21 protein-coding genes are annotated in these 24,192 nt (G+C 75.0%); 4 read left to right on the top strand and 17 right to left on the bottom strand.

Features of this window, described 5'->3' with window-relative positions; translation table 11 throughout:
• Window positions 1-200: 200 nt before the first annotated feature.
• Entirely contained in the window at window positions 201-1,079 is an 879-nt protein-coding gene (locus tag ACI79F_RS13610) for an outer membrane protein assembly factor BamB family protein (protein WP_456547138.1), read from the top strand.
• A 14-nt stretch (window positions 1,080-1,093) separates the two neighbouring features.
• On the opposite strand, the gene hisH is transcribed toward ACI79F_RS13610, so the two are convergent.
• The 5 genes from hisH to hisD all read right to left on the bottom strand — a co-directional run bounded on the left by hisH (window position 1,094) and on the right by hisD (window position 5,452).
• Entirely contained in the window at window positions 1,094-1,732 is a 639-nt protein-coding gene (gene hisH / locus ACI79F_RS13605) for an imidazole glycerol phosphate synthase subunit HisH (RefSeq protein ID WP_456547137.1), read from the bottom strand.
• Between the two features lie 509 nt (window positions 1,733-2,241).
• Window positions 2,242-2,424: a hypothetical protein gene (locus tag ACI79F_RS13600; RefSeq protein ID WP_456547136.1), complete on the bottom strand. Its 183-nt coding sequence runs from the start codon at window positions 2,422-2,424 to the stop codon at window positions 2,242-2,244.
• A gap of 3 nt (window positions 2,425-2,427) precedes the next feature.
• The gene (gene hisB, locus ACI79F_RS13595; protein WP_456547135.1) at window positions 2,428-3,024 is read right to left on the bottom strand and encodes an imidazoleglycerol-phosphate dehydratase HisB; all 597 of its coding nucleotides are present in this window, start codon (window positions 3,022-3,024) and stop codon (window positions 2,428-2,430) included.
• A gap of 5 nt (window positions 3,025-3,029) precedes the next feature.
• Complete coding sequence (locus tag ACI79F_RS13590) at window positions 3,030-4,151, bottom strand: histidinol-phosphate transaminase (RefSeq protein WP_456547134.1); 1,122 nt, start codon at window positions 4,149-4,151, stop codon at window positions 3,030-3,032.
• Window positions 4,148-5,452: a histidinol dehydrogenase gene (gene hisD / locus ACI79F_RS13585; protein ID WP_456547133.1), complete on the bottom strand. Its 1,305-nt coding sequence runs from the start codon at window positions 5,450-5,452 to the stop codon at window positions 4,148-4,150. Before hisD ends, ACI79F_RS13590 begins: the two co-directional genes overlap by 4 nt.
• Window positions 5,453-5,667: 215 nt before the next feature.
• Here hisD and ACI79F_RS13580 point away from each other — a divergent pair, with 215 nt between their 5' ends.
• Entirely contained in the window at window positions 5,668-6,519 is an 852-nt protein-coding gene (locus ACI79F_RS13580; protein WP_456547132.1) for an LON peptidase substrate-binding domain-containing protein, read from the top strand.
• A gap of 25 nt (window positions 6,520-6,544) precedes the next feature.
• Here the strand turns inward: ACI79F_RS13580 and ACI79F_RS13575 are convergent, their stop codons facing one another.
• The 6 genes from ACI79F_RS13575 to lspA form a co-directional block, all read right to left on the bottom strand.
• Window positions 6,545-7,300, bottom strand: coding sequence for an LPXTG cell wall anchor domain-containing protein (locus ACI79F_RS13575; RefSeq protein WP_456547131.1), 756 nt, complete (start codon window positions 7,298-7,300; stop codon window positions 6,545-6,547).
• Window positions 7,301-7,343: 43 nt separating this feature from the next.
• Window positions 7,344-10,898: a DNA polymerase III subunit alpha gene (dnaE, locus tag ACI79F_RS13570; RefSeq protein WP_456547130.1), complete on the bottom strand. Its 3,555-nt coding sequence runs from the start codon at window positions 10,896-10,898 to the stop codon at window positions 7,344-7,346.
• Between the two features lie 166 nt (window positions 10,899-11,064).
• Window positions 11,065-11,400, bottom strand: a complete 336-nt coding sequence (locus ACI79F_RS13565) for a GNAT family N-acetyltransferase (protein ID WP_456547129.1) — start codon at window positions 11,398-11,400, stop codon at window positions 11,065-11,067.
• A gap of 113 nt (window positions 11,401-11,513) precedes the next feature.
• Window positions 11,514-12,287 carry a CPBP family intramembrane glutamic endopeptidase gene (locus tag ACI79F_RS13560; RefSeq protein WP_456547128.1) on the bottom strand — a complete coding sequence of 258 codons (774 nt, stop codon included), beginning with the start codon at window positions 12,285-12,287 and terminating at the stop codon, window positions 11,514-11,516.
• A gap of 21 nt (window positions 12,288-12,308) precedes the next feature.
• Entirely contained in the window at window positions 12,309-13,241 is a 933-nt protein-coding gene (locus tag ACI79F_RS13555; RefSeq protein WP_456547127.1) for an RluA family pseudouridine synthase, read from the bottom strand.
• A 52-nt stretch (window positions 13,242-13,293) separates the two neighbouring features.
• On the bottom strand, window positions 13,294-13,890 hold the full coding sequence (gene lspA, locus ACI79F_RS13550; protein WP_456547126.1) for a signal peptidase II: 597 nt from the start codon (window positions 13,888-13,890) through the stop codon (window positions 13,294-13,296).
• A gap of 234 nt (window positions 13,891-14,124) precedes the next feature.
• Here lspA and mqo point away from each other — a divergent pair, with 234 nt between their 5' ends.
• Window positions 14,125-15,618, top strand: a complete 1,494-nt coding sequence (gene mqo, locus ACI79F_RS13545) for a malate dehydrogenase (quinone) (RefSeq protein ID WP_456547125.1) — start codon at window positions 14,125-14,127, stop codon at window positions 15,616-15,618.
• Window positions 15,619-15,667: 49 nt separating this feature from the next.
• On the opposite strand, the gene ACI79F_RS13540 is transcribed toward mqo, so the two are convergent.
• Complete coding sequence (locus ACI79F_RS13540; protein WP_456547124.1) at window positions 15,668-17,179, bottom strand: potassium/proton antiporter; 1,512 nt, start codon at window positions 17,177-17,179, stop codon at window positions 15,668-15,670.
• A gap of 108 nt (window positions 17,180-17,287) precedes the next feature.
• Here ACI79F_RS13540 and ileS point away from each other — a divergent pair, with 108 nt between their 5' ends.
• Window positions 17,288-20,473: an isoleucine--tRNA ligase gene (gene ileS / locus ACI79F_RS13535; protein WP_456547123.1), complete on the top strand. Its 3,186-nt coding sequence runs from the start codon at window positions 17,288-17,290 to the stop codon at window positions 20,471-20,473.
• Window positions 20,474-20,483: 10 nt separating this feature from the next.
• Here ileS and ACI79F_RS13530 read toward each other — a convergent pair whose 3' ends face one another.
• The 5 genes from ACI79F_RS13530 to ACI79F_RS13510 form a co-directional block, all read right to left on the bottom strand.
• Entirely contained in the window at window positions 20,484-21,299 is an 816-nt protein-coding gene (locus ACI79F_RS13530) for a DUF899 family protein (RefSeq protein ID WP_456547122.1), read from the bottom strand.
• A gap of 103 nt (window positions 21,300-21,402) precedes the next feature.
• Window positions 21,403-22,197, bottom strand: coding sequence for a hypothetical protein (locus tag ACI79F_RS13525; protein WP_456547121.1), 795 nt, complete (start codon window positions 22,195-22,197; stop codon window positions 21,403-21,405).
• A gap of 118 nt (window positions 22,198-22,315) precedes the next feature.
• On the bottom strand, window positions 22,316-23,041 hold the full coding sequence (gene wag31 / locus ACI79F_RS13520; protein ID WP_456547120.1) for a DivIVA-like cell division protein Wag31: 726 nt from the start codon (window positions 23,039-23,041) through the stop codon (window positions 22,316-22,318).
• 104 nt (window positions 23,042-23,145) lie between these two features.
• On the bottom strand, window positions 23,146-23,442 hold the full coding sequence (locus tag ACI79F_RS13515; protein WP_456547119.1) for a YggT family protein: 297 nt from the start codon (window positions 23,440-23,442) through the stop codon (window positions 23,146-23,148).
• A 65-nt stretch (window positions 23,443-23,507) separates the two neighbouring features.
• The gene (locus ACI79F_RS13510; protein WP_456547118.1) at window positions 23,508-24,191 is read right to left on the bottom strand and encodes a cell division protein SepF; all 684 of its coding nucleotides are present in this window, start codon (window positions 24,189-24,191) and stop codon (window positions 23,508-23,510) included.
• Window position 24,192 lies beyond the last annotated feature (1 nt).

Here is a 24,192-nt window from a genome sequence, read left to right as displayed (position 1 = left end):
CGGGGCGGCCGCCGCCCTTGGACCCTGGGCGCCGGCGGCGTCCGGCCGGGACACTGGCGCGGCCCGCGAGCACGTCGCCGGGGGGTGCCATGCGCTGCCGTCCGCCCGTCCTGGCCGTCTGCGGCTGCCTCGTCGTCGCTGCCTGCGGAGGCGACGACGGGGGGACCGGGACGAGCGCCGGTGGGAGCCCCGCCGCGGCGGTGACCACCGCCCCCGCCGGGTTCCCCGTGCACGAGGTGCCCGACGACGCCGTCGTCACCCTGCCCAGCCCCGACTGGCTGGCCACCGACGGGGAGGCGGTGTGGGTGCGCCTGGACGGCGGTGAGGTCCTGCTGCTGGACCCGGAGACCGGGGAGACCGAGGCCACCGTCGCGGTCGGCGGGGACGTGTGCCAGGGCATCGGCGCCGGGCTCGGGTTCGTGTGGTCGTGCTCGGGCACCGACATCGCCCGCGTCGACCCCGCGACCGGCGAGGTCGACGCCACCTTCCCCGTCAACAAGGCCTACAGCCAGGGGCACCTGGCGACCGCGGCCGGCCTGCTGTGGGTCCTCACCGGTGACGGCGGCACACTGCTCGGCCTGGACCCCGCGACCGGGGCCGCCACGACCACCGTGGCGCTCGGCGTCCGCGGCACCGACCTCGCCGCCGGTGAGGCCGGGCTCTGGGTGGTGAGCGCGGTCGACGGCGCCGCGGTCCGCGTCGACCCGGGGACCGCGGCCGTCGACCGCCGCGTCGACGGGCTGGGACGGCCGATGGTGGCCGCCGTGACCGACCAGGTGTGGGTCAGCGGCGGGTCGACGACCACGCGCATCGACCCGGAGAGCGGATCGGTGCTCGTCACCGCGGGGTTCGGCACCGGCCAGGACGGCGGCCTGGCCGTGGCCGACGACCGGGTGTGGGTGCGCAACGCGGAGCACTTCCTGGTCGCGCTCGACGCCGCCGACGGTCGGCCGGTGGCCGGCTACTCGTGGGACGAGGCCACGGCGGGCGGGGACGTGCTCGTGGCCGCGGGGGCGCTGTGGGCCACCGCGTACCAGGACCGGGCACTCGTCCGGCTCGACCCCTCCCCCGGCGGCTGACGGCCGCGGCGCCGTCAGAGGGTGTTGACCCAGTTGGTGAGCAGCTGCGCGCCGGCGTCGCCGCTCTTCTCGGGGTGGAACTGGGTGGCCGACAGGGCGCCGTTCTCGACGCCGGCCACGAACCGGTCGCCGTGCTGGGCCCAGGTCACCAGCGGCGGGCGCAGCCGCGACGGCACGCCGTCCTGGCCGAGGGTGAAGTCGCGGACGCCGTAGGAGTGCACGAAGTAGAAGCGCTGGTCGGCCAGCCCGTCGAAGAGCACCGAGCCCTCGGGCGCCTCGACGGTGTTCCAGCCCATGTGCGGCAGCACCGGCGCCTGCAGCGGCTCCACGACGCCGGGCCACTCGCCGCAGCCCTCCGCGTCGTGGCCGTGCTCGACGCCCTTCTCGAACAGGATCTGCATGCCGACGCAGACGCCGAGCACGGGGCGCCCGCCGGCCAGCCGGCGGCCGATCACCCGGGGGCCGTCGACCGCGCGCAGCCCGTCCATGCAGGCGGCGAACGCGCCGACGCCGGGGACGACCAGGCCGTCGGCCTCGAGGGCCGCGTGCGCGTCGGCCGTCACGGTCACCTCGGCGCCCACCCGGGCCAGCGCCCGCTCGGCCGAGCGCAGGTTGCCCGACCCGTAGTCGAAGACGACGACCTTCTTGTTCACGCCTGCCACGGTACTGACCAGCGACCGGGGGCCCGCCGGGATTCCCGGTGTCAGCCGTCCCACGGCAGGACGGTCAGCTCCGGCCACACCGAGGACCACCGCCGCGCCTGGATCCGGCCCCGTCCCGAGGCTCGTCCCGAGCTCGCGAGGGATGAGGAGGACGGGGTCCTCTCCGGCGCGTAGACCCACGGGCGGCCGCCGTCCCCGACCGTGACGCCGGGGCAGCAGCAGACGGCGGCGACGTGGTCGGTCGCGTCGGCGCAGTCGCGTCGGCGCAGTCGCGTCGTCGCAGTCGCGGAACGGCGGGGCGGGGACGCCGGAGCGGTCGGCGTACCAGAGGTGCACCCGCGCCTCGTTGCGGATCTCGACGGGCACGGCCAGGCCGGCGAACAGGTCGTCTGCATCAGCAGGCCCGCGGTCAGCCACCGATCCGCGACGCCCAGCGCCGGCGCCCGGTCGAGGACGGCGGCCATGGTCGGGTCGGCCGGGACGACGTCCAGAACCGCTCCTCAGTCACCCACCATCCAGAGGATGCCGGCGGCGGTGGCCAGGGCGGCCGCGACGAGCAGGACGGCGGCGCCGGCGACCTGACCGGCGCTGCGGCCCCCGCCGGCCGGCTCGGACTTCCAGACGCTCCAGACGCCGCCGAGCAGGAACCCGCCGACCAGCAGCAGCGCCAGACCGAACCCCACGGGTTACAGGGCGCCCTTGGTGGAGGGCACGCCGCTGGTCCGCGCGTCGAGCGCGACCGCGGTGCGCAGCGCCCGGGCGAGCGCCTTGAACTGGCCCTCGACGATGTGGTGGGCGTCGCGGCCGGCGTACAGCACCCGCACGTGCAGGGTGATCCGGGCGTTGAACGCGAACGTCTCCAGCACGTGCTTCGTCAGCGACGTCGGGTAGTCCGGCCCGATCATCGGCGTCATGTTCTCGGGCTCGGCGTGCACGAAGTAGGGCCGGCCGGAGAGGTCGACGGCGGCCTGCACCAGCACCTCGTCCATCGGGATGGTGGCGTCGCCGTAGCGGGTGATGCCCCGCTTGTCGCCCAGGGCCTCGGCGAACGCCTGGCCCAGCGCGATGGCGACGTCCTCCACCGTGTGGTGGGCGTCGATGTGCAGGTCGCCCTCGGCGCGCACGGTGAGGTCGATGCCGCTGTGCTTGCTCAGCGCGGTGAGCATGTGGTCGTAGAAGCCGACGCCGGTGCTGATCGAGCTCGACCCGGTGCCGTCGAGGTCGAGCTCGACGACGAGCTTGGTCTCGCTGGTGGCGCGCTCGACGCGTGCGCTGCGGCTCATGGCTGTCAGTCTCCCAGGCGGTGGGCGGGTGCCACCTCACCCAGGGCGGTGAGGAAGGCCTCGGTCTCGGCGGGGGTGCCGGCGGTGACCCGCAGCCACCCCGGGATGCCGACGTCGCGCACGAGCACGTCGGCGTCCAGCAGCGCCCGCCACGCGGCGTGCGCGTCGGCGAACCGGCCGAACAGCACGAAGTTGGCGTCGCTGGGCACGCTGGTCAGGCCGAGCCCGGGCAGCGCGGCGACGATCCGGTCCCGCTCGGCCTTGACCGCGTCGACGGTGGCCAGCAGCGCGTCGGTGTGCGCGAGCGCGGCCCGGGCGGCGGCCTGGGTGAGCGCGGACAGGTGGTAGGGCAGGCGGACCAGCTGCAGCGCGTCGACGACGGCGGGGTCGGCGGCCAGGTAGCCCAGCCGCAGCCCGGCCATGCCGAACGCCTTGCTCATCGTGCGGCTCACGATCAGCCGCGGCCGGCCGGGCAGCAGGCTCAGCGCCGACGGCGTGCCGGGGCGGGCGAACTCGGCGTACGCCTCGTCCACGACCAGGACGCCGGGGGTCGCGTCGTAGAGGGCCTCGACCGTCGCCGGCTCGACCGCCGTGCCGGTCGGGTTGTTCGGGCTGGTGACGAAGACGACGTCGGGCGCCACCTCGCGGACCTGCGCGGCGGCGACGTCGGCGTCGATGGTGAAGTCGGCGCGGCGGTGCCCGTCGACCCAGGCGGTGCCGGTGCCCGCGGAGATGATCGGGTGCATCGAGTAGGACGGCGTGAAGCCCAGCGCCGTCCGGCCCGCGCCGCCGAAGGCCTGCAGCACCTGCTGCAGCACCTCGTTGGACCCGTTGGCCGCCCACACCTGGTCCGGGGTCACCTGCTCGCCGGCGGTGCGGGTCAGGTACGCCGCCAGGTCGGTGCGCAGCGCCACGGCGTCCCGGTCGGGGTAGCGGTTGAGCTCCACCGAGGCCTCCGCCAGGGCCGCGCCGAGGTCGGCGAGCAGCTCCGGGGGCAGCGGGTAGGGGTTCTCGTTGGTGTTGAGCCGGTGGGTGACCCGCAGCTGCGGCGCGCCGTAGGGGGTCTTCCCGCGCAGCTCCGGCCGCAGCGGCAGCTCGTCCAGGGACGTGCGGGCGGTGGCCGTCATGCGCGCTGGCGGGCGCGCACCGCGGCCGCGTGCGCCGGCAGGTCCTCGGCGCCGGCCAGGGCGTCGATGTGGCCGCCCACCTCGGCCAGCGCCTGCTCGTCGTACTCGACGACGTGGATGCCGCGCAGGAACGACTGCACCGACAGGCCGCTGGAGTGCCGGGCGCAGCCGCCGGTGGGCAGCACGTGGTTGGAGCCGGCGCAGTAGTCGCCGAGGCTCACCGGCGAGTACGCGCCGACGAAGATCGCTCCGGCGTTGCGCACCCGCAGCGCCACCTCGCGCGCGTCGCGGGTCTGGATCTCCAGGTGCTCGGCGGCGTAGGCGTCCACCACGCGCAGGCCGGCCTCGACGTCGTCGACCAGCACGATGCCGGACTGGCTGCCGTCCAGCGCCGTGGTGATCCGGTCGGAGTGCTTGGTGGCCGCCACCTGGCCGGGGACGAGCCCGAGGACGGCGTCGGCCAGCTCCTCGCTGTCGGTGACCAGCACGGCGCCGGCCAGCGGGTCGTGCTCGGCCTGGCTGATCAGGTCGGCGGCCACGTGCACCGGGTCGGCCGTCTCGTCGGCGAGGATCGCGACCTCGGTGGGGCCGGCCTCGGAGTCGATGCCGATCAGCCCGCGCAGCAGCCGCTTGGCCGCCGTCACGTAGACGTTGCCGGGGCCGGTGACCATGTCGACCGGCTCGCAGGAGCCGGCGCCGTAGCCGAACACGGCGATCGCCTGCGCGCCGCCGACGGCGTACACCTCGGTCACCCCGAGCAGGGCGCAGGCGGCGAGCACGCCGGGGTCGGGCAGGCCGCCGTTGTCCCGCTGCGGCGGGGAGGCCACGGCGATGGACTCGACGCCGGCGATCTGCGCCGGGACGACGTTCATGACCACGCTGGACAGCAGCGGCGCCAGCCCGCCGGGCACGTAGAGCCCCACCCGCCGGACGGGCACCCAGCGCTCGGTGACGGTGCCGCCGCGGACCACCTGGGTGGTGACGTCGGAGCGGGCCTGGTCGGCGTGCACCCGCCGCACGCGGGCGATCGCCTCCTCCAGGGCCGCGCGCACGGCGGGGTCGATCGTGGCCAGCGCGTCGGTGATCGCCTGCGGCGGCACCGCGAAGTCCTCGAGGTCCACGCCGTCCAGGCGGGCGGTGATCTCGCGGACCGCCTGGGCGCCGCGCACCCGGACGTCCTCGCACAGCGGGCGGACCGTGGTCAGCACCGAGTCGATGTCGGTGGCGGCGCGGGGCAGCAGCCCGGAGAGCTCGCGCACCCCGGGGAGCGCGGACCCGCGCAGGTCGATGCGGCTGAGCACGGACGGACCTCCGGGACGGCGGCGGGGCGGGACGCGCCGGGGCAGGACGGCGCGCGGGGGACGGCGACCTCCCAGGGTAGCCGCGCCCCCCGGGCCGCCCCGCGATCGCCCGGCCGCGCCCGGGGCCCGCCCGGGCGCACCGGCCCGGCGCACCGGCCCGGCCCGGCGCGCCGCCTGCCGCCGGTCGCCCGGTGCCGGGGCCCTAGGCTCGCCGCGTGGGCCAGGTCATCCCGCTCTTCCCGCTGGGGACGCCCCTGTTCCCCGGCGTCGTCCTGCCCCTGCGCGTGTTCGAGCCGCGCTACCGCCGGCTGATGCGCGACCTGCTCGTGCGGCGCGCCGAGGAGCAGCAGCCCGGCTTCTTCGGGGTCGTCGCGATCCGGCAGGGCTGGGAGGTCGAGCAGGTGGCGCCCGCGGAGGCGCTCTACGACGTCGGCTGCACCGCCAAGCTGCAGTCGGTCCGCCCGCTGTCCGACGGCGGGTTCGCCATCGTCACCGTCGGCGGCGACCGGTTCCGGCTGCTCGACGTCCTGGTCGCCGAGGATCCGCCGTACCTGCGCGCCGAGGTGGAGTGGCTGGCCGACGAGGAGGCCGCCGAGGAGGCCGCCGGCGACGCCGACGGCATGGTCGGGCTGCCCGGCGAGGCCCCGCTCGGGCCGCCGGACGAGGCGTCCGCCGCCGGACTCGACGAGCTGGTCGACTCCGTCGCCCGGGGCTCGATGGACGTGCTGGTGCGCAACGTCGGCGACCTGTTCGCCCGCTACGTCGCCGCGGTGGCCGCGCTGCGGGTCGGCGACGAGGAGGCCGCCGAGGGCATGGGCAGCAGCGACGAGGAGAGCGCGGCGCTGATGGAGGCCGTCGGCGACGACCCGCGGGCGCTGTCCTACCTGGTGGCCTCGGCCGCGCTGCTCACCACCGAGGACCGGCAGGCGCTGCTGGCCGAGTCGGCGACCCGGCGGCGGCTCGGCGCGGAGTCCCGGCTGCTGCGCCGGGAGCTCACCCTGCTGGAGACCATCGGCGCGGTGCCCGCGCCGCTGCAGCGCTTCGCGGGGCCCCGCAGCGTCAACTGAGCCGGACGACGTCAGCCGGGCGGCGTCAGCTGAGGAACCGGCGCTCCGCGGGGTCGGCCTGCAGCGCCGGGCCCGGCGGCGGCGCGGACACCGCCGGAGCGGCCCGGGCGTCCGGGGCGGGCGGGGTGCGGCCGAGGTCGTCGCCCGCGGCCAGCAGGGTGGCCACCACGTACACCAGGACCGCGACGAACGGCGCGACCATGAGGGCCGCGGGCAGCGACGCCAGCTCCAGCCGGGTGGTGACCGTGGCGCCGACGTCGGTGAGCTGCTCGCGGGTGGGCCCGGGCCCCAGCAGCTCGCCCAGCTGCCAGGCGAGCACGCCGGCCAGGCCGGTGCCCGCCGCCAGCGCGGCCAGCAGCGCCACGCCCCGGCGCCGGCGCAGCAGCCAGCCCGCGAGCCCGGCGAGCAGCCCGAGCCCGGCCATGACCAGCACGAAGACGGCGTCGTCCGCGGCGAACAGCTCGGCGGACGTGTCGCCGAGCGCCGCGACGCCGCCGTCGGCCAGGACGCGGTAGTCCTCCCGCGGCGCCAGCAGCCACCACAGCAGCCCGGCCGGGATCCCGGTCAGCACCAGGACGGCGGTCAGCCGCAGCGCCGGCAGCACGTCGGCGCGCAGCTCGGCGAGCCCGCCCCACCGGGCGGTTCCGCCCCGGCGGCCGGGGCCGCCGGCGGCACGGCGGTCGGCGCCGCGACCGGCCCGCCGGTCGGCGGGGGCGTCGGGACGGGGCCCGGGGGCGGGCCCGGCCTCGGCGGCCGGGACCGGGCCGGCGGTGTCGCTCACGCCCCCAGTGAACCCTTCTCGCCCGGACGCGTGCCCCGGGGACTCACAGCAGGGCGACGCTGGTCGGCCCGAGCAGCGCCTTGATGTCGCCCATCAGCGCCGTGCTCGGCCGCACCCGCAGGCCCTGGTCGAGCCGCAGCACGGTCTCGCGGCCGCCGTTGATCAGCTTGAGCTGGACCTCGGTCGTGCCCGGGTGGCTGCCGAGCACCTCGCGCAGCCGCTCCACCACCGGCGGGGTGCACCGGGCCGCCGGCATCGACACCAGCACCGGCCCGCGCGGCCCCTCGGTCAGCTCGGGGACGGTGACCTCGGACCCGAACACCGACGGCTGGTCGTCGCGCCGGCTGATCCGGCCCTTGACCACGACGATCTGGTCCCGGACGACCCGCTCGGACACCTCGGCCCAGGTCTTGGGGAAGAACAGCACCTCGATGCCGGACTCGAGGTCCTCCAGCGTGGCGATGGCCCACGGGGCGCCCTGCTTGTTGGTGCGCGGGGCGACCGAGGTGAGGATGCCGGCGATCGTGACGTTGGCGCCGTCCTCCACTCCCCCGGCGTTGATCTCCGCGATCGGGGTGTCGGCGTGCGAGGTGAGCACGTGCTCCACGCCGTGCAGCGGGTGGTCGGAGACGTAGAGGCCGAGCATGTCGCGCTCGAACATGAGCCGCTCGCTCTTCGACCAGTCGGCCGTGGGGATGGTGATCTCCAGCGCCCCGCCGAAGGGGTCCTCCGCGCCGGCCTCGTCGCCGAAGCTGCCGAACAGGTCGAACTGCCCCTCGGCCTCCTTGCGCTTGAGGCCCATCGCGGAGTCGACGGCCTGGGCGTGGATCGCGACGATGCCCTGCCGGGAGTGGCCGAGGGAGTCGAACGCGCCGGCCTTGGCCAGGGACTCGATGACCTTCTTGTTGCAGGCCACCGTGTCGATCTTGCGCATGAAGTCGGAGAAGTCCTTGAACGCGCCCTTCTCCTCGCGCGCCCGGACGATCGACTCGACGACGTTGGTCCCGACGTTGCGCACCGACGCCAGGCCGAAGCGGAGGTCGGTGCCGACGGCGGCGAAGTCCCACGACGACTCGTTGACGTCCGGCGGCAGCACCTTGATGCCCATGCGCCGGCACTCGGCCAGGTAGATCGGCCGCCGGTCCTTGTCGTCGCCGACGCTGGTGAGCAGGCCGGCCATGTACTCGGCCGGGTAGTTGGCCTTGAGGTACGCCGTCCAGTACGAGACCAGGCCGTACGCCGCGGAGTGCGCCTTGTTGAACGCGTAGTCGGCGAAGGGGACGAGGATGTCCCACAGGGTCTTGATCGCCGCGTCGGAGTAGCCGCGCTCCTTCATGCCGGCCTCGAAGCCGACGAACTCGGCGTCCAGGACCGACTTCTTCTTCTTGCCCATCGCGCGGCGCAGCAGGTCGGCCTTGCCGAGCGAGTACCCGGCGACCTTCTGCGCGATCGCCATGACCTGCTCCTGGTACACGATCAGGCCGTACGTGCCGCCCAGGATCTCCTCGAGCGGCTCGGCCAGCTCGGGGTGGATCGGCGTGATCTCCTGCTGGCCGTTCTTGCGCAGCGCGTAGTTGGTGTGCGAGTTGGCGCCCATGGGGCCGGGCCGGTAGAGCGCGCCGACGGCCGAGATGTCCTCGAAGTTGTCCGGCCGCATGAGCCGCAGCAGCGACCGCATCGGCCCGCCGTCGAACTGGAAGACGCCGAGCGTGTCCCCGCGGGCCAGCAGGTCGTAGGTGGCCTTGTCGGTGAGGTCCTTGCTGATCTCGTCGAGGTCGATCGGCTCCTTGCCGTTCGCGACGATGTTGCGCAGCGCGTCGTCGATGACTGTCAGGTTGCGCAGGCCCAGGAAGTCCATCTTGAGCAGGCCGAGCGTCTCGCAGGTCGGGTAGTCGAACTGCGTGATGATCGCGCCGTCGGCCTCCCGGCGCATGATCGGGATGCTGTCGATCAGCGGGTAGCGGCCGATGATGACCCCGGCGGCGTGCACGCCCCACTGCCGCTTCAGGCCCTCGAGCTTGCGGGCCTGGTCCACGACCTCGGCGGCGCCCGGGTCGGACTCGTAGCGGGCGCGGAACTCCGCGGCCTCCTTGTAGCGCGGGTGGGCCGGGTCGAAGACCCCCGACAGCGGGATGCCCTTGCCCATCACGTCCGGCGGCATGAGCTTGGTCAGCTCGTCGCCGACCGAGAAGGGGCGGTCGAGCACGCGGGCGGCGTCCTTGATCGCGGCCTTGGCCTTGATGGTGCCGTAGGTGACGATCTGGCTGACCCGCTCCTCGCCGTACTTGCGCGAGACGTACTGGATGACCTCGCCGCGGCGGCGGTCGTCGAAGTCGATGTCGACGTCGGGCATCGAGACGCGCTCGGGGTTGAGGAAGCGCTCGAAGATCAGGCCGTGCGCGAGCGGGTCGAGGTCGGTGATGCCCATGGCGTAGGCGGCCAGCGAGCCGGCGGCCGAGCCGCGGCCCGGGCCGACGCGGATGCCGTTGTCCTTGGCCCAGTTGATGAAGTCGGCGACCACGAGGAAGTACCCCGGGAAGCCCATCTGCGTGATGATCCCGACCTCGTAGTCGGCCTGCTTGCGCACGTGGTCGGGGATGCCGCCCGGGTAGCGCTTGTGCAGCCCGCGCTCGACCTCCTTGACGAACCAGGAGGTCTCGTCCTCCCCCGGCGGCAGCGGGAAGCGCGGCATGAGGTCGGCGCCCTCGGTGAACTCCACCTCGCACTGCTCGGCCACCAGCAGGGTGTTGTCGCAGGCGGAGCGCAGGTCGCCCTCGAACAGCGCGCGCATCTCCGCGGCGCTCTTGAGGTAGTAGCCGTCGCCGTTGAACCGGAAGCGGTTGGTCTCGTTGAGCCGCGACCCGGTCTGGATGCACAGGAGCGCGTCGTGCGCCTCCGCGTCCTCCTTGTGCGTGTAGTGCAGGTCGTTGGTGGCCAGCAGCGGGATGCCGAGGTCCTTCGCGATCCGCATGAGCGCCGGGCGGGTCTTCTTCTCGATGGCCAGCCCGTGGTCCATCAGCTCGGCGTAGAAGTTCTCCTTGCCGAAGATGTCCTGGAAGTCGGCCGCGGCCTGGCGGGCCCTGTCCTCCTTGCCGGCGCGCAGCCACATGTTGACCTCGCCCGACGGGCAGCCGGTCGTGGCGATCAGGCCCTTGCCGTACCGCTCCAGCAGGTCGCGGTCGAAGCGCGGCTTGCGGTACTGGCCCTCGAGGCTGGCCAGCGAGGAGATCCGGAAGAGGTTGTGCATCCCCTCCGTGGTCCGGGCCAGCAGCGTCATGTGCGTGTACGCCGCCTTGCCCCGGTTCGACCCGCCGTCGCCCTCCTCGTCGATGAGGTTGTCGCCGAAGTCGTACGGCGCCCGGTCGAAGCGCGACCCCGGCGTGTAGTAGCCCTCCATGCCGATGATCGGCTTCACCCCGGCCGACTTCGCCTGCTTGTAGAAGTCGTAGGCGCCGAACACGTTCCCGTGGTCGGTCATCGCCAGCGCCGGCATCCCCTGCTCGGCGGCTGCCTTGGTCACCTCGGGCAGCTTCGCCGCGCCGTCCAGCATCGAGTACTCGGTGTGGACGTGCAGGTGGACGAAGGAGTCGCTGCTCACGGTTCGGTCGTGCTCCTCGTGGTCGTGCGTGCCCGACCGTCGGCGGGCCGGCGGGCGACCGGTGGGGAAGACCGGCGGTGCGGGGTCGGGGCGGCGGGAACCCTGATCCTCGCACCGAGGAGGTCTACTCCGAAGCACCGACAGTTCGGTGTCGGCGAGGCCGTGCTCACGCCCCGGGACGGTCCGCCGCCGGGTCGTCGAGGCGCCGGCGCATGGTGACGTGCCGGATGCCGGCCTCCTCGTACTCCTCGCCGACCGCGGCGTAGCCGGCCCGCTCGTAGAACCCGCGGGCGGACAGCTGCGCGTGCAGCTCCACCTCCGCGAGCCCCAGCCGCCGCGCCTCCCGGTGCAGCACGGCGAGCACGTCGGCGCCGTGGCCGCCGCCGCGGACGCCGGCGTCCACGGCCATCCGGCCGATGACGCCGCGGCCGTCGCGCTCGAACAGCCGCCCGGTGGCGACGACGCGGCCGGCGGCGTCGCGGCCGACCGCGTGCACCGCCACGGCGTCGGTGGCGTCCTGCTCCAGCTCGGGCGGGACGCCCTACTCCTCGACGAAGACCCGGGTGCGCAGCGCCACCAGCTCGGGCCAGTCCCCCGGCCCGGCGACGGCGGCGCTCACCGGGCCCCCAGCGGGGGCAGCGCCCGGGCGGGGACGGCCAGGAAGCGCAGGTCGACCAGCGCGTGCAGCAGCACGGGCAGCAGCAGGCTGCCGGTGTCGACGTACAGGCCGGCCATCACCGCGCCGAGCACGCCGGTGGTCACCACCCCGGCCACGCCCTGGTAGGCGTGCGCCAGCCCGAAGGCGACCGCGGCGACGGCCACCAGCGCCGCCGTCGGCAGGCCGCCGGCCACCGCGGACACGACGGCCAGGAAGAACCCCCGGTACAGCCACTCCTCGCAGACGCCGGCGGTCACGCCGACGACGGTGAACAGCCGCCGCTCCCCGCGGGTGCGCGGCAGCAGGGCGAGCGTGGCGTGCACCGGCAGCTCGGCGTGCCGGCCGTCGCCCTCCGGGGCGGGCAGCCGGGCGAGCGCGCCGCCGCGCAGCGCCCGGGTGGAGGCCAGGACGAACACCACCACCAGCAGCGCCAGGCCGCCGGCCAGCGGGCCGGGCCAGGACTCCGGCCAGGCCAGCCCGACGGCGGCGGCGTCGACGTCCGGCGCGGACAGCCAGATCACCAGCGCCAGCAGCGCCAGGCCCCACTCCAGGACCAGCAGCCGCCGGTAGAAGGAGCGGCGGGCGCCGGCGTCGGTGCGCAGCCGGCCCTCGAAGCGGCGGTGCAGCACCGCGCCGACCACCGGCTCGCCGAGCACCAGGTAGCCCGCGACGACGACGGCCGACAGGGCCGCGGGGCCGTAGTCGGCGAGTGTCGTCGGCAGCCCGTCCACGCCCCGATCCCCCCTCAGGCCTCAGGCCTCGGACCGCAGGATCGCCAGCGCGCCGGCGAGGTCGGGCGGGTAGTCGCTGGTGAACTCCACCCAGCGGCCGTCGGCGGGGTGCTCGAAGCCCAGCCGGACGGCGTGCAGCCACTGCCGCTGCACGCCCAGCCGGGCGGCCAGGGTCGGGTCGGCGCCGTACAGGGGGTCGCCGACACAGGGGTGGCGCAGCGCGGAGAAGTGCACGCGGATCTGGTGCGTGCGGCCGGTCTCCAGGTGGACGTCGACCAGGCTGGCGGCCGGGAAGGCCTCGACGACCTCGTAGTGGGTCACCGACGGCCGGCCGCCGGTGACGACGGCGAACTTCCAGTCGTGCCTCGGGTGCCGGTCGATCGGGGCGTCGATGGTGCCGCGGGACGGGTCGGGGTGGCCCTGCACCAGCGCGTGGTAGCCCTTGTCGACCGTCCGCTCCTTGAACGCCGCCTTGAGCGCGGTGTAGGCCCGCTCGCTCTTGGCCACGACCATCAGGCCGGTGGTCGCGGCGTCCAGGCGGTGGACGACGCCCTGCCGCTCGGCCGCCCCGGAGGTGGAGACCCGGTAGCCGGCGGCGGCCAGCCCGCCGACCACGGTGGGCCCCTCCCACCCCGGGCTGGGGTGGGCGGCCACGCCGACCGGCTTGTCGACCACCACGAGGTCGTCGTCGTCGTGCACGACGGTCAGCCCGGCGACCGGCTGCGGCGCGGCCGGCTCGCCGGGCGGCGGGGGCAGCTCGACCTCCAGCCAGCTGCCGCCGGCCAGCCGGTCGCCCTTGCCGCGCACCCGCCCGTCCACGACGACGGCGCCCGCATCGGCCAGCTCCGCGGCCGCGGTGCGGGTCAGGCCGAACAGCCGGGACAGGGCCTGGTCGACCCGCTGGCCCTCGAGCCCGTCGGGCACCGGCAGGGCGCGGTGCAGGCCGGTGCTCACGGGGCCATTGTGGACGTCGGTGCCGACGTCCCGGACGCGGCGCGGCCGGGCATCAGCCGCGGTCGCCGCTGCGCTCGCCGTCCCCGGCGCGGGACCCGTCGAACTCGATGCCGCGCAGGGCGAGCACCGCGCCCAGGATCCCGCCGCAGGTGATCGCCGAGTCCGCGAGGTTGAAGATCGGGAAGAACTCCCCGCCCGGCGCGAACACCGAGATGAAGTCGACGACGCCGCCGCGCAGGAAGCCGGGGTCGCGGAACACCCGGTCGACGAGGTTGCCGACCGCGCCGCCGAGCACCAGGCCGAGGGCGACGGCCCAGCCCAGGGAGAACAGCCGCCGCGCGGTGCGCACGATGACGACGGCGACGGCCGCCGCGATCAGCGTGAAGACGACGGTGAAGCCCTCGGCGAAGGAGAAGGCGGCCCCGGTGTTGCGGGCGTGCGTCAGGTGCAGCGCGCCGCCGAGGAGCCGCACGTCCTCGCCGCGGTCCAGGGTGGCGACCACCAGCAGCTTGGTGCCGAGGTCCAGCAGCAGCACCACCAGCGCGATCGCCAGCAGCAGGCGGGTCCGCGGGCGGCGCGCGGGTGCGGTCCCGGCGCCGGCGTCTCCGGTTCCGTCGTCGCGGGCGTCCTCGGGCTCAGCGGACAGCACGCGCTCCTCGGTTCGGGGCGCCGGGTCTGGCCGACCCGGCCGGACGGTCGTCCGACGATAGCCCGCGCGGGTCGACCGGCCGCGCCGCCACGGCGCTCCGGGGCCGCTCGGCCGACCCGGCGTGATCCATCTCATGCCGGGTACGACGCATCTCACACCGACGAGGGGGCGTACCCGGGCCCCGGAAGGCCGATGGTCGGTGTCGGACCTCGTTCACCGGCCAGGAAGGCAACCGTGTCCACCCAGCTCGCCCCCGCCACCGACCCCGACGTAGTGCTGGTCGGCGGCGGCATCATGAGCGCGACGCTCGCGTCGCTGCTCGGCATCGTCGCCCCCGACTGGAGCATCACCGTCTTCGAGTCGGGGCCGGCCGTGGCCGGGGAGAGCTCCGACCCGTGGAACAACGCGGGCACCGGGCACGCCGCGCTGTGCGAGCTGAACTACACCCCCGCCGGGCCCGACGGCCGGGTGGACGCCACCAAGGCCGCCACGATCAACGAGCAGTTCCAGCTGTCGCGCCAGTTCTGGTCGCACCTGGTGCGCAACGGGCTGACCGGGTCGCCGAAGGACTTCATCACCCCGGTCCCGCACATCAGCTTCGTGAGCGGCGAGGACGGCCGGGCCTACATGGCCAACCGGTACGCGGCCCTCGCCTCGCACCCGCTGTTCGAGGGCCTGGAGTACACCGACGACGCGGCCACGTTCGCCGAGTGGGTGCCGCTGATGATGGCCGGCCGCGACCCCGCCGAGGTCGTCGCCGGCACCCGCGCCGTCGCCGGCACCGACGTCAACTTCGGCGCCCTCACCCGGCTGCAGCTGGCCGACGCCGAGACCCGCGGGGTGCACGTGCACGTCGACCAGCGGGTGACCGACCTCGAGCGCCGCGACGACGGCCGGTGGACGGTCACGGTCACGGACGTCGTCACCGGCGAGCACCGCACCGTGCGCGCGCGCTTCGTGTTCGTCGGCGCCGGCGGCGGCGCGCTGCCGCTGCTGCAGAAGGCCGCGATCCCGGAGATCCGCGGCTTCGGCGGCTTCCCGGTGAGCGGGGAGTTCCTGCGCACCCGCTCCCCCGAGCTGGTCGCCCGGCACCAGGCGAAGGTGTACGGCCAGGCCGCCGTCGGCGCCCCGCCGATGTCGGTGCCGCACCTGGACCTGCGCCTGGTCGACGGCGAGTACTCGCTGCTGTTCGGGCCGTACGCGGGCTGGTCGCCCAAGTTCCTCAAGGCCGGGTCGATGTTCGACCTGCCGCTGTCGGTGAAGCCGAACAACCTGGGCTCGATGCTCGGGGTGGCCCGCACCGAGCTGGCGCTGACCAAGTACCTGATCGGCGAGCTCCTGCAGTCCCGCGCCGCGCGGCACCGCACGCTGCAGGGCTTCGTCCCGCTGGCGGAGCAGGGCGACTGGGACATGATCACCGCCGGGCAGCGGGTGCAGGTCATCAAGCGGGACCCGGCCACCGGCAAGGGCGTCCTGCAGTTCGGCACGGAGCTCATCACCGGCGCCGACGGCACGATCGCCGGCCTGCTCGGCGCCTCCCCGGGCGCGTCGACGGCGGTCTCGGCGATGCTGACGCTGATGGAGCGCTGCTTCCCGCAGCACGTCGACGCGTGGCGGCCGAAGCTGCAGGAGGCGATCCCTTCCTACGGCCGGAGCCTGTCGACGGACCTGGCGCTGCTGGCCGAGGTCCGCGCCGAGACGACGAAGACCCTCGAGCTCGTCGCCTGAGCCCGAGCGGACTCGCCGGGGAACGGTCCCCCCTCCCCGGCGACTCCGCTCAGTCGGCCTCGGTGGGTGAGCCGGACTCGCCGCGCCAGCTCGCGAGGCGGCCGGCGCGGCTGACGGCCCGCAGCCGGCGCTCGGCCTCGGCCCGCGAGCGCCGGGCGGCGACCAGCAGCGCCTGGTCGCCGCGCATCAGCCGGGTGGTGGCGTCGGGCACGAACGACCGCCCGTCCCGGACGATGAGGACGACGGCGGCGTCGTCGGGCAGCCGCAGCTCGGGCAGGTAGACCCCGTGCAGCCGGGACCCGGCCGGCACGGTGAGCTGCATCAGCTCGGCGTCCAGCTCCTCCAGCGGCGCGGCCTCGACCTGCACCTCGCGCGGGGTGACCGGCGCGGCGATGCCCAGCCGCCGCGCCACCCAGGGCAGCGACCTCCCCTGCACGAGGGTGAAGACGACGACGAGCACGAACACCGTGTCGAACACCGTCGTCGCCCGGGGCACCCCCGCCGCGATGGGGAACGTCGCCAGGACGATGGGGACGGCGCCGCGCAGCCCCGCCCACGAGATGAAGGCCAGTTGCGCCGGCGGCATCCGGAACCACACCAGGCTCGCGGCGACCGACAACGGCCGGGCCACGAGCAGCAGCGCACCACCGATGAGCAGCGCGGGGCCGAGGGCGTCGAGCAGCCGGGCGGGCGAGGCGAGCAGGCCCAGCAGGACGAACAGCCCGATCTGGGCGAGCGAGGCCATGCCCTCGGCGAACCCGATGCTCGCCGAGCGGTGCGGCAGCGGCGCGTTGCCCAGCACCAGCCCGCACAGGTAGACCGCGACGAACCCGGACGCGTGCAGCAGGTCGGCCGAGGCGAACGCCAGCACGCACAGCGCCACGGTGGCCAGCGGGTAGAACCCCGACAGCGGCAGCGCCGACCGGCGCAGCAGCCACGCGCCGCCGGCGCCGAGGGCGACCCCGATGACCGCACCGCCCACCAGCTCGGCGACCACCTCGACGGCGGTCACCCACCACACGTGCGTCTCGCCGCCGGTGAGCCGCTCGGCGAGGACGACGACGAGGAGGATGACCGGCGCGTCGTTCAGCCCGCTCTCCACCTCCAGCGCCGCGACCATCCGGCGCGGCAGCGGCAGCCGGCGCAGCGTCGCGAAGACGGCGGCGGCGTCGGTGGAGCTGACGACGGCGCCGAGCAGCAGGGCGAACGGCCAGTCGAGGTCCAGCAGCCAGACGGCGACCGCGGCGGTCACGGCCACGCTGACCACCACCCCGACCGTGGACAGCGCGATGCCCGGGCCCAGCGCCCGGCGCACGTCGGCCCAGCGGGTGGTCAGCCCGCCCTCGGCGAGGATGACCACGAGCGCGGCGACGCCGAGGGTCTGGGTGAGCTCGACGTCCTCGAACTGCACGCCCAGGCCGCTCTCCCCCAGGGCGACCCCCAGGGCGAGGTAGAGCAGGAGGCTGGGCAGGCCCAGCCGGTCGGCCAGCCGCAGCGCGACCGCGGCGACCAGCACCACGATCGAGCCGATGGCGAGCGCGACGGTGACCGACGTGTTCACCGCCCGGCCCCCAGCACGGGGGCAGTGTCCCGTACGCGTGCCGCCGCCCGGCGCCGGTGACCCGGACACGGCGGACATCGCGCTCGACGCCTCGGGGACAATGGGCGTGTGAGCTCTCCCGGTCCCTCCCGCGCCGCGTCCTCCGGGCCCTTCCGGGCACTGCCCCCGCAGGTCGACCTGCCCGCCCTGGAGCACGACGTCCTGCGCCGCTGGGAGGAGGCGGAGGTGTTCGCCCGGAGCCTGGCGGACAGCCAGGGCAGGCCGCAGTGGAACTTCTACGAGGGCCCGCCCACCGCCAACGGCCGGCCGGGCACCCACCACATCGAGGCCCGCGCGTTCAAGGACGTCTTCCCGCGGTTCAAGACCATGCAGGGCTGGCACGTGCCGCGCCGCGCCGGCTGGGACTGCCACGGGCTGCCGGTGGAGATCGCCGTCGAGCAGGAGCTGGGCTTCGCCGGGAAGCCCGACATCGAGCGGTACGGCATCGCGGAGTTCAACGAGCGGTGCCGGGAGTCGGTGCTGCGGCACGTCGACTCGTTCTCCGAGCTCACCCGCCGGATGGGCTACTGGGTCGACATGTCCACCGCCTACTGGACGATGGACCCGCACTACGTCGAGAGCGTCTGGTGGTCGCTCAAGCAGGTCTTCGAGAAGGGCCTGCTGACCGAGGACCACCGGGTCGCCCCGTACTGCCCGCGCTGCGGCACCGGTCTGTCCGACCACGAGGTCGCCCAGGGCTACGAGTCGATCACCGACCCGTCGGTGTACGTCCGCCTACCGGTCACCAGCGGCGAGTGGGCCGGGAGGGCCGACCTGCTGATCTGGACGACGACGCCGTGGACGCTGCCGTCCAACACCGCCGTCGCCGTCCACCCCGACGTGACCTACGTCGTCGTCCGCACCGAGCACCAGGGCCGGGAGGCGACCGTCGTCGTCGCCGAGCCGCTGGTCGACGCCGTCCTCGACCCCGACGCCCCGCGGGAGGTGCTGGCCCGCACCACCGGCCGGGACTGGGAGCGGGTGCACTACCGGCGGCCGTTCGAGATCGTCGACTTCCCCGAGGGGGAGGACGCGCACTACGTCGTCCTCGCCGACTACGTCACCACCGACGACGGCACCGGGCTGGTCCACCAGTCCCCCGCGTTCGGCGCCGACGACCTCGCCGTGTGCCGCGGCTACGGGCTGCCCGTGGTGAACCCGATCGACTCGACCGGGCACTTCCTGGCCGACATCCCGCTGGTCGGCGGCCGGTTCTTCAAGGTGGCCGACGAGGCGCTGGTGGAGGACCTGCAGGGCCGCGGCGTGCTGTGGCGGGAGCAGCGCTACGAGCACAGCTACCCGCACTGCTGGCGCTGCCACACGCCGCTCATGTACTACGCGCAGCCGTCCTGGTACATCCGGACCAGCTCGATCAAGGACCGGCTGCTCGCGGAGAACGAGAAGACCCGCTGGTACCCCGAGACCATCCAGTGGGGCCGCTACGGCGACTGGCTGCACAACAACGTCGACTGGGCGCTGTCGCGCGACCGGTACTGGGGCACCCCGCTGCCGATCTGGCGCAACGACGCCGACCCGACCCGCGTCGTGGCCGTCGGGTCGCTGGCCGAGCTGTCGGAGCTGACCGGCCGCGACCTGTCCGGCCTCGACCCGCACCGGCCGTTCATCGACGAGGTCACCTTCACGCTGCCCGGCGAGGAGGGCACCTTCCGCCGGGTGCCGCAGGTCATCGACGCCTGGTACGACTCCGGCTCGATGCCCTTCGCGCAGTGGGGCGCGCCGTACCGCAACCAGGAGCAGTTCGAGGCCGCCTACCCCGCGCAGTTCATCTGCGAGGCGATCGACCAGACCCGCGGCTGGTTCTACTCGCTCATGGCCGTCGGCACGCTGGTGTTCGACCAGAGCTCCTACGAGAACGTGCTCTGCCTGGGCCACATCCTCGCGGAGGACGGCCGCAAGATGAGCAAGCACCTGGGCAACATCCTCGAGCCCATCCCGCTGATGGACCGGCACGGCGCCGACGCCGTCCGCTGGTTCATGCTGGCCGGCGGCTCGCCGTGGTCGGCCCGCCGGGTGGGCCACGAGACGCTGTCCGAGGTGGTCCGCAAGGTCCTGCTGACCTACTGGAACACCGCGAGCTTCTTCACCCTGTACGCGGAGACCAACGGCTGGGACCCGGCCGCCACCCCCGCTCCCCCGCGGGTCGAGCGGCCGCTGCTGGACCGCTGGGCGCTGGCCACCCTGGCCGAGGTCACCGAGGGCGTCACCGCGGCGCTGGAGGACTTCGACACCCAGGGCGCCGGCCGGCTGCTGGCCTCCTTCGTCGACGACCTGTCCAACTGGTACGTGCGCCGCTCCCGCCGCCGCTTCTGGGACGGCGACCCGGCCGCGCTGGGCACGCTGCACGAGGTGCTCGACGGGCTGACCCGGCTCATGGCGCCGTTCACGCCGTTCGTCACCGAGGAGGTGTGGACGCGCGCGGTGCGCCCCGGCCGCGCGGACGCCGTGGACTCGGTGCACCTGGCCTCCTGGCCGCAGGTGGACGCCGAGGCCCGCGACCCGCGGCTGGTGGAGCAGGTGTCCCTGGTCCGCCGGCTGGTGGAGCTGGGCCGCTCGGCCCGCACCTCGGCCAAGGTCCGCACCCGCCAGCCGCTGGCCCGGGCCCTGGTGGCCGCCCCCGGCTGGGCGCAGCTGCCGCGGGACCTGGTCGCCGAGGTCGCCGACGAGCTCAACGTGCAGGAGCTCACCGAGCTGTCGGCCGTCGAGGGCGGGCTGGTCGACGTCAGCGTGAAGATCGACTTCCGCGCCGTCGGCCGGCGGCTGGGCAAGCAGGTGCAGGCGGTGGCGAAGGCCGTGGCCGCCGTCGACGCGCGCGACCTGGTGGCCGCCTACCGGGCGGGGACGGCGTCGGTCGAGGTCGACGGCGCGACCGTCGCCCTGGAGGACGGCGACCTGGTCGTCACCGAGACCCCGCGCGAGGGCTGGGCCGTGGCCAGCGGCGGCGGGCTCACCGTGGCGCTGGACCTGACGCTCACCCCGGAGCTCGAGCGCGCCGGGCTGGTCCGCGAGGCCGTGCGGCTGGTGCAGGAGGCCCGCAAGGCCGCCGGGCTGGCCGTGAGCGACCGGATCGAGCTGCGCTGGACCGGCGAGGGCGCGATCGCCCAGGCGCTGACCGAGCAGGCCGACTCGGTGGCGGCCGAGGTGCTCGCGGTGGCCGTGCACGCCGGCACCCCCGGCGAGGGGCCCGGCGTCGAGGGCCCCGGCGACTCGCGGTTCTGGGTGGTCCGGGCCGGCTGAGCCCGCCGGTCTAGGAGTGGCCCCCGTGCCGGCCGAGCGTCGTCACGGGGGTCGCGCCGGGGCGGGTCCACTGCGGCACGGGCCGGCTGGTCGGGCCCCAGGTGGCGTGCCCGCCGGCGTCCGACCGCCAGTACCAGCAGATCGGTGCGCCGTGCCCGCCGACCGGCGAGCCGGCGTCCGGGGCCTCCGGCCACCCCTCGGGGTCGTCCTGCCACGCCTCGCGGCGGCCGTAGGGGGTCATGTCGAGCAGCCCGAAGGTCCCGGCCGCCGGCTCGTTGCCCCGGCCGGTCGTCGAGTACGTGAGGTAGGCCCGGTCGCCGTCGCGCAGGTAGCAGACGAGGTGGCCCTCCGCGGTGGCGATCGGCGCCTCGACGCCCCGCACCGAGTGCCAGGGCTGGGTGTAGCCCATGAACTGGACGAAGGCGGCGACCTCGTCCCACGGGCCCGAGGTCAGGACGGCGAACGAGACGCCGCGGGCGTTCAGGTAGGCGGCGTCGCGCAGGTGCCACAGGGTGAAGGTGCAGCCCTCGCACTGGCCCTGCGGCGGCGCGCCGTCGTACCACATGGAGTGGTAGACGACGAGCTCCTCGCGGCCCTGGAAGAGGTCCAGGAACGGCACCGGCCCGGCGGCCCCGACCACCTCGGTCGCGGCGTCGACCTCGACCATCGGCAGCCGGCGGCGGGCCGCGGCGATCGCGTCGCCCTCGCGGGTGTGGGCCTTCTCCCGGACCAGCAGCTCCGCCCGGGCGGCCTGCCAGGTGGCCAGGTGGACGACGGGCGGGCGGCCGGGCAGCGCGGTGGCGGGGTGGTCCGACGTGGTGGCCATGGCGTCCTCCGGGGGCTCTGGGGCCGGGCAGCCGGTACCCAGGGAGGACGGCCCGGCGGCCCCGGACTCATCGCCCGCGGCCGGTGGGCGGCGGGCTCCCGCGCTACTTCTTCGCGGCCTTGCGGGCGCGCGCCAGGTCGGCCAGGTGGCTGTCGGGCCGGCAGACGGCGCACGGGGTGAAACCGTCGGCGCGGGCCTCGGTGACGGGCAGCGGGATGGTGGCGCGGCCGCGCAGCCAGGCGCACTCGGCCAGGTGGTAGCGGGGGTGCTCGTCGACGACGAGCACCTCGTCGCGCATGTCGACGACCATCAGCAGGTCGGTGACCTCGACGTCCTCCTCGCCGGGGTCGCCGCCGTCCAGCGCGGCCGGGCCGGCGGCGTGGCGGCTCGCGACCCGGGCCGCGGCGGGCGGCGGCTCGACGGGCGGTGGCTCGGCCGGCGAGGCGGCGGGCGGCGTGGCGGCGGGCGGCGTGGCGGGCGTGGCGCCGGACCCGCCCTCGGCGGGCGCGGGGTCCTCCGCGGTGTCCTGCGCGGTGTCGTCCGTGGCGTCCGGTGCCACGGCGTGGCGGGCGTGCCGGCCGGTGGGCGCGTCGTCCTCGGCGGGGGCCGCCGGGGTGGCCGCCCCCGCCGCGGTTGCCTCCCCCGCGGTCGCCTTCCCCTCCGCGGTCGTCCCCGCGGGCGTCGCCTTCCGCGCGGCGACCGCCCGGTCGTCGGCGGCCCGCCGCTCGGCGGCCGGCGCCACCCGCGTCCCCGGCCGCAGCCGCACCGCGATCAGCAGGACCGCGGCGGCCGCGCAGCAGGCCACGCAGCCCCAGTAGAAGCTCGTCGTCCCGGTCGCGAGGCCGCCCACGAACAGGCCCAGCCCCGCGAGCACCAGCAGTCCGGCCGCCAAGATCACCGCTGAACTGTAGCCGCGGACACACCCGGATCGCGCCCCGACGCCCACGCGCGAGGGCCCCCGGACCGAAGCGGTCCGGGGGCCCTCGGGGACGGCGGGGCGTCCTGGGTGCTCGCTGCTACGCGCTGGCGTGCTGGTTCTGCCGGCCCGCCGGCGCCGGCTCGGCGGAGCCGCGGCCGTCCAGGTCGCGCAGGTGCGACTCCAGGTAGGACCGCAGGCGGGTGCGGTACTCGCGCTCGTAGGTGCGCAGCTCCTCGATCTTCCGCTCGAGGCTGGTGCGCTTCTGCTCCAGGCCGCTGACGACCTCGGCGTGCCGGCGCTCGGCGTCCTGCTCGAGCGCGGCGGCCTTGGCGCGGGCCTCGCGCTCCATGGTCTCGGCCCGGGTGCGGGCGTCGGAGATCATGGTGTCCGCGCGCATCTTGGCCTCGCTGACCATCTGCTCGCTCTTGGCGCGGGCGTCGGTCACCATGCGGTCGCTGGTGGTCTTGGCGCTGGCGACCATCTCGTCGGCCTGCGCCTTGGCCTCGTTGACGTACCGGTCGGCCGTCTCAGTGGCCAGGGCCAGCATCCGCGAGGCGCGGGCGCTGTCGTCCTCGCGCGGCGCGGCGGCCGGCGGCGGCGGGGGCGCCTGCACGGGGGCCGGCGCCGGGGCGGGCTGCTGCTCGACGACGGTCGCCGGGCCGCGGGCCCCGGCGCGCAGCTCGTTGTTCTCCTCGATCAGCCGGGCGAGCTCCGCCTCGACCACGTCGAGGAAGGCGTCCACCTCGTCCTCGTCGTAGCCCCGCTTGCCGATCGGGGGCTTCTTGAAGACGACGTTGTGGACGTCGGCGGGAGTGAGTGGCACCTAGCTCACCTCGGGTCGGACGGCGGGAACAGGGACGTTCTCGGACGAGCGGCGGCGATTGCCGCCCGACGCGCGGCGACGCCGCGGACGGCGCAGATCGGCACTCATGCGGTGATGGCCAACTGCCTCGTGATGCTGCGCAGGATGTACACGGCGATCAGGAGCACCATAAACCCGAGGTCCAGGCGGATGGCGCCCAGGTTCAGCGGGGGGATCACCTTGCGGACGGCCTTCAGCGGCGGGTCGGTGGTCGCGTAGACCACCTCGAGACCGGCCGCGACCAGGCCCGACGGGCGCCAGCTGCGGGCCAGCACCATGACCCAGTCGACGACGAACCGCGCGAACATGAGCACGAGGAAGACGAGCAGCACCGACGACACGATCGTCCAGAAGAGAGCCACGGTCCTCGCTCGTCCAGGGGCACCGACGTGCCGCGCCGACCACCGGCCACGGCGGCCGGCGGCGCCTAGGACTGGTTGAAGAAGCCGCCCTCGCGGATCTTCGCCTTGTCCTCGGCCGTCACGTCGACGTCCCGCGGACTGAGCAGGAACACCTTCGCCGTGACGCGCTCGATACTACCGCGCAGCCCGAAGGACAGGCCCGCGGCGAAGTCGACGAGACGCTTCGCGTCGGCGTCGTCCATCTCCGTCAGGTTCATGATCACCGGCATGCCGTCGCGGAAGCTCTCGCCAATCTGGCGGGCCTCGTTGTAGGTGCGCGGGTGCAGGGTGGTGATCCGGTAGGGCTGCGGCACGGGGGCGGGCTCGGGCGCCGGCGCGGGGGCGGCGGCCGCCACGGGCTCGCGCACGGCCGCGGCCGCCCCGCCGGCCGACGAGACCCGGCTCGCGGCCGTCGAGCCCGCCGCGGGCGCGAGGCCCAGGTTGCGGGTCGACCCGGCGCGGCGGAGGGTCACCGGCTCGGGTGCGGGCTGCGGCTCGGGGGCCGGCAACTCCTCCTCGTAGTAGTCGTAGCGCTCCTCACGGCCGTCGAGGTGCCCGTCGTCGTAGCCGTCCTCGGGCAGGTAGCGGCCGTAGCGGCGGTCGTCGTAGCGGTCGTCGGACGAACGGGCGTCGTACCGGCCGTAGGCGCGGGCGTCGTCGTCCTCGACGAGCCCGAGGTAGATGCCCATCTTCCGCATGGCTCCGGCCATC

The sequence above is a fragment of the Blastococcus sp. SYSU D00868 genome, from assembly GCF_054050575.1.
Note: the sequence above shows the minus strand (reverse complement) of the source record. Positions and strands in the feature narration are given on the sequence as shown.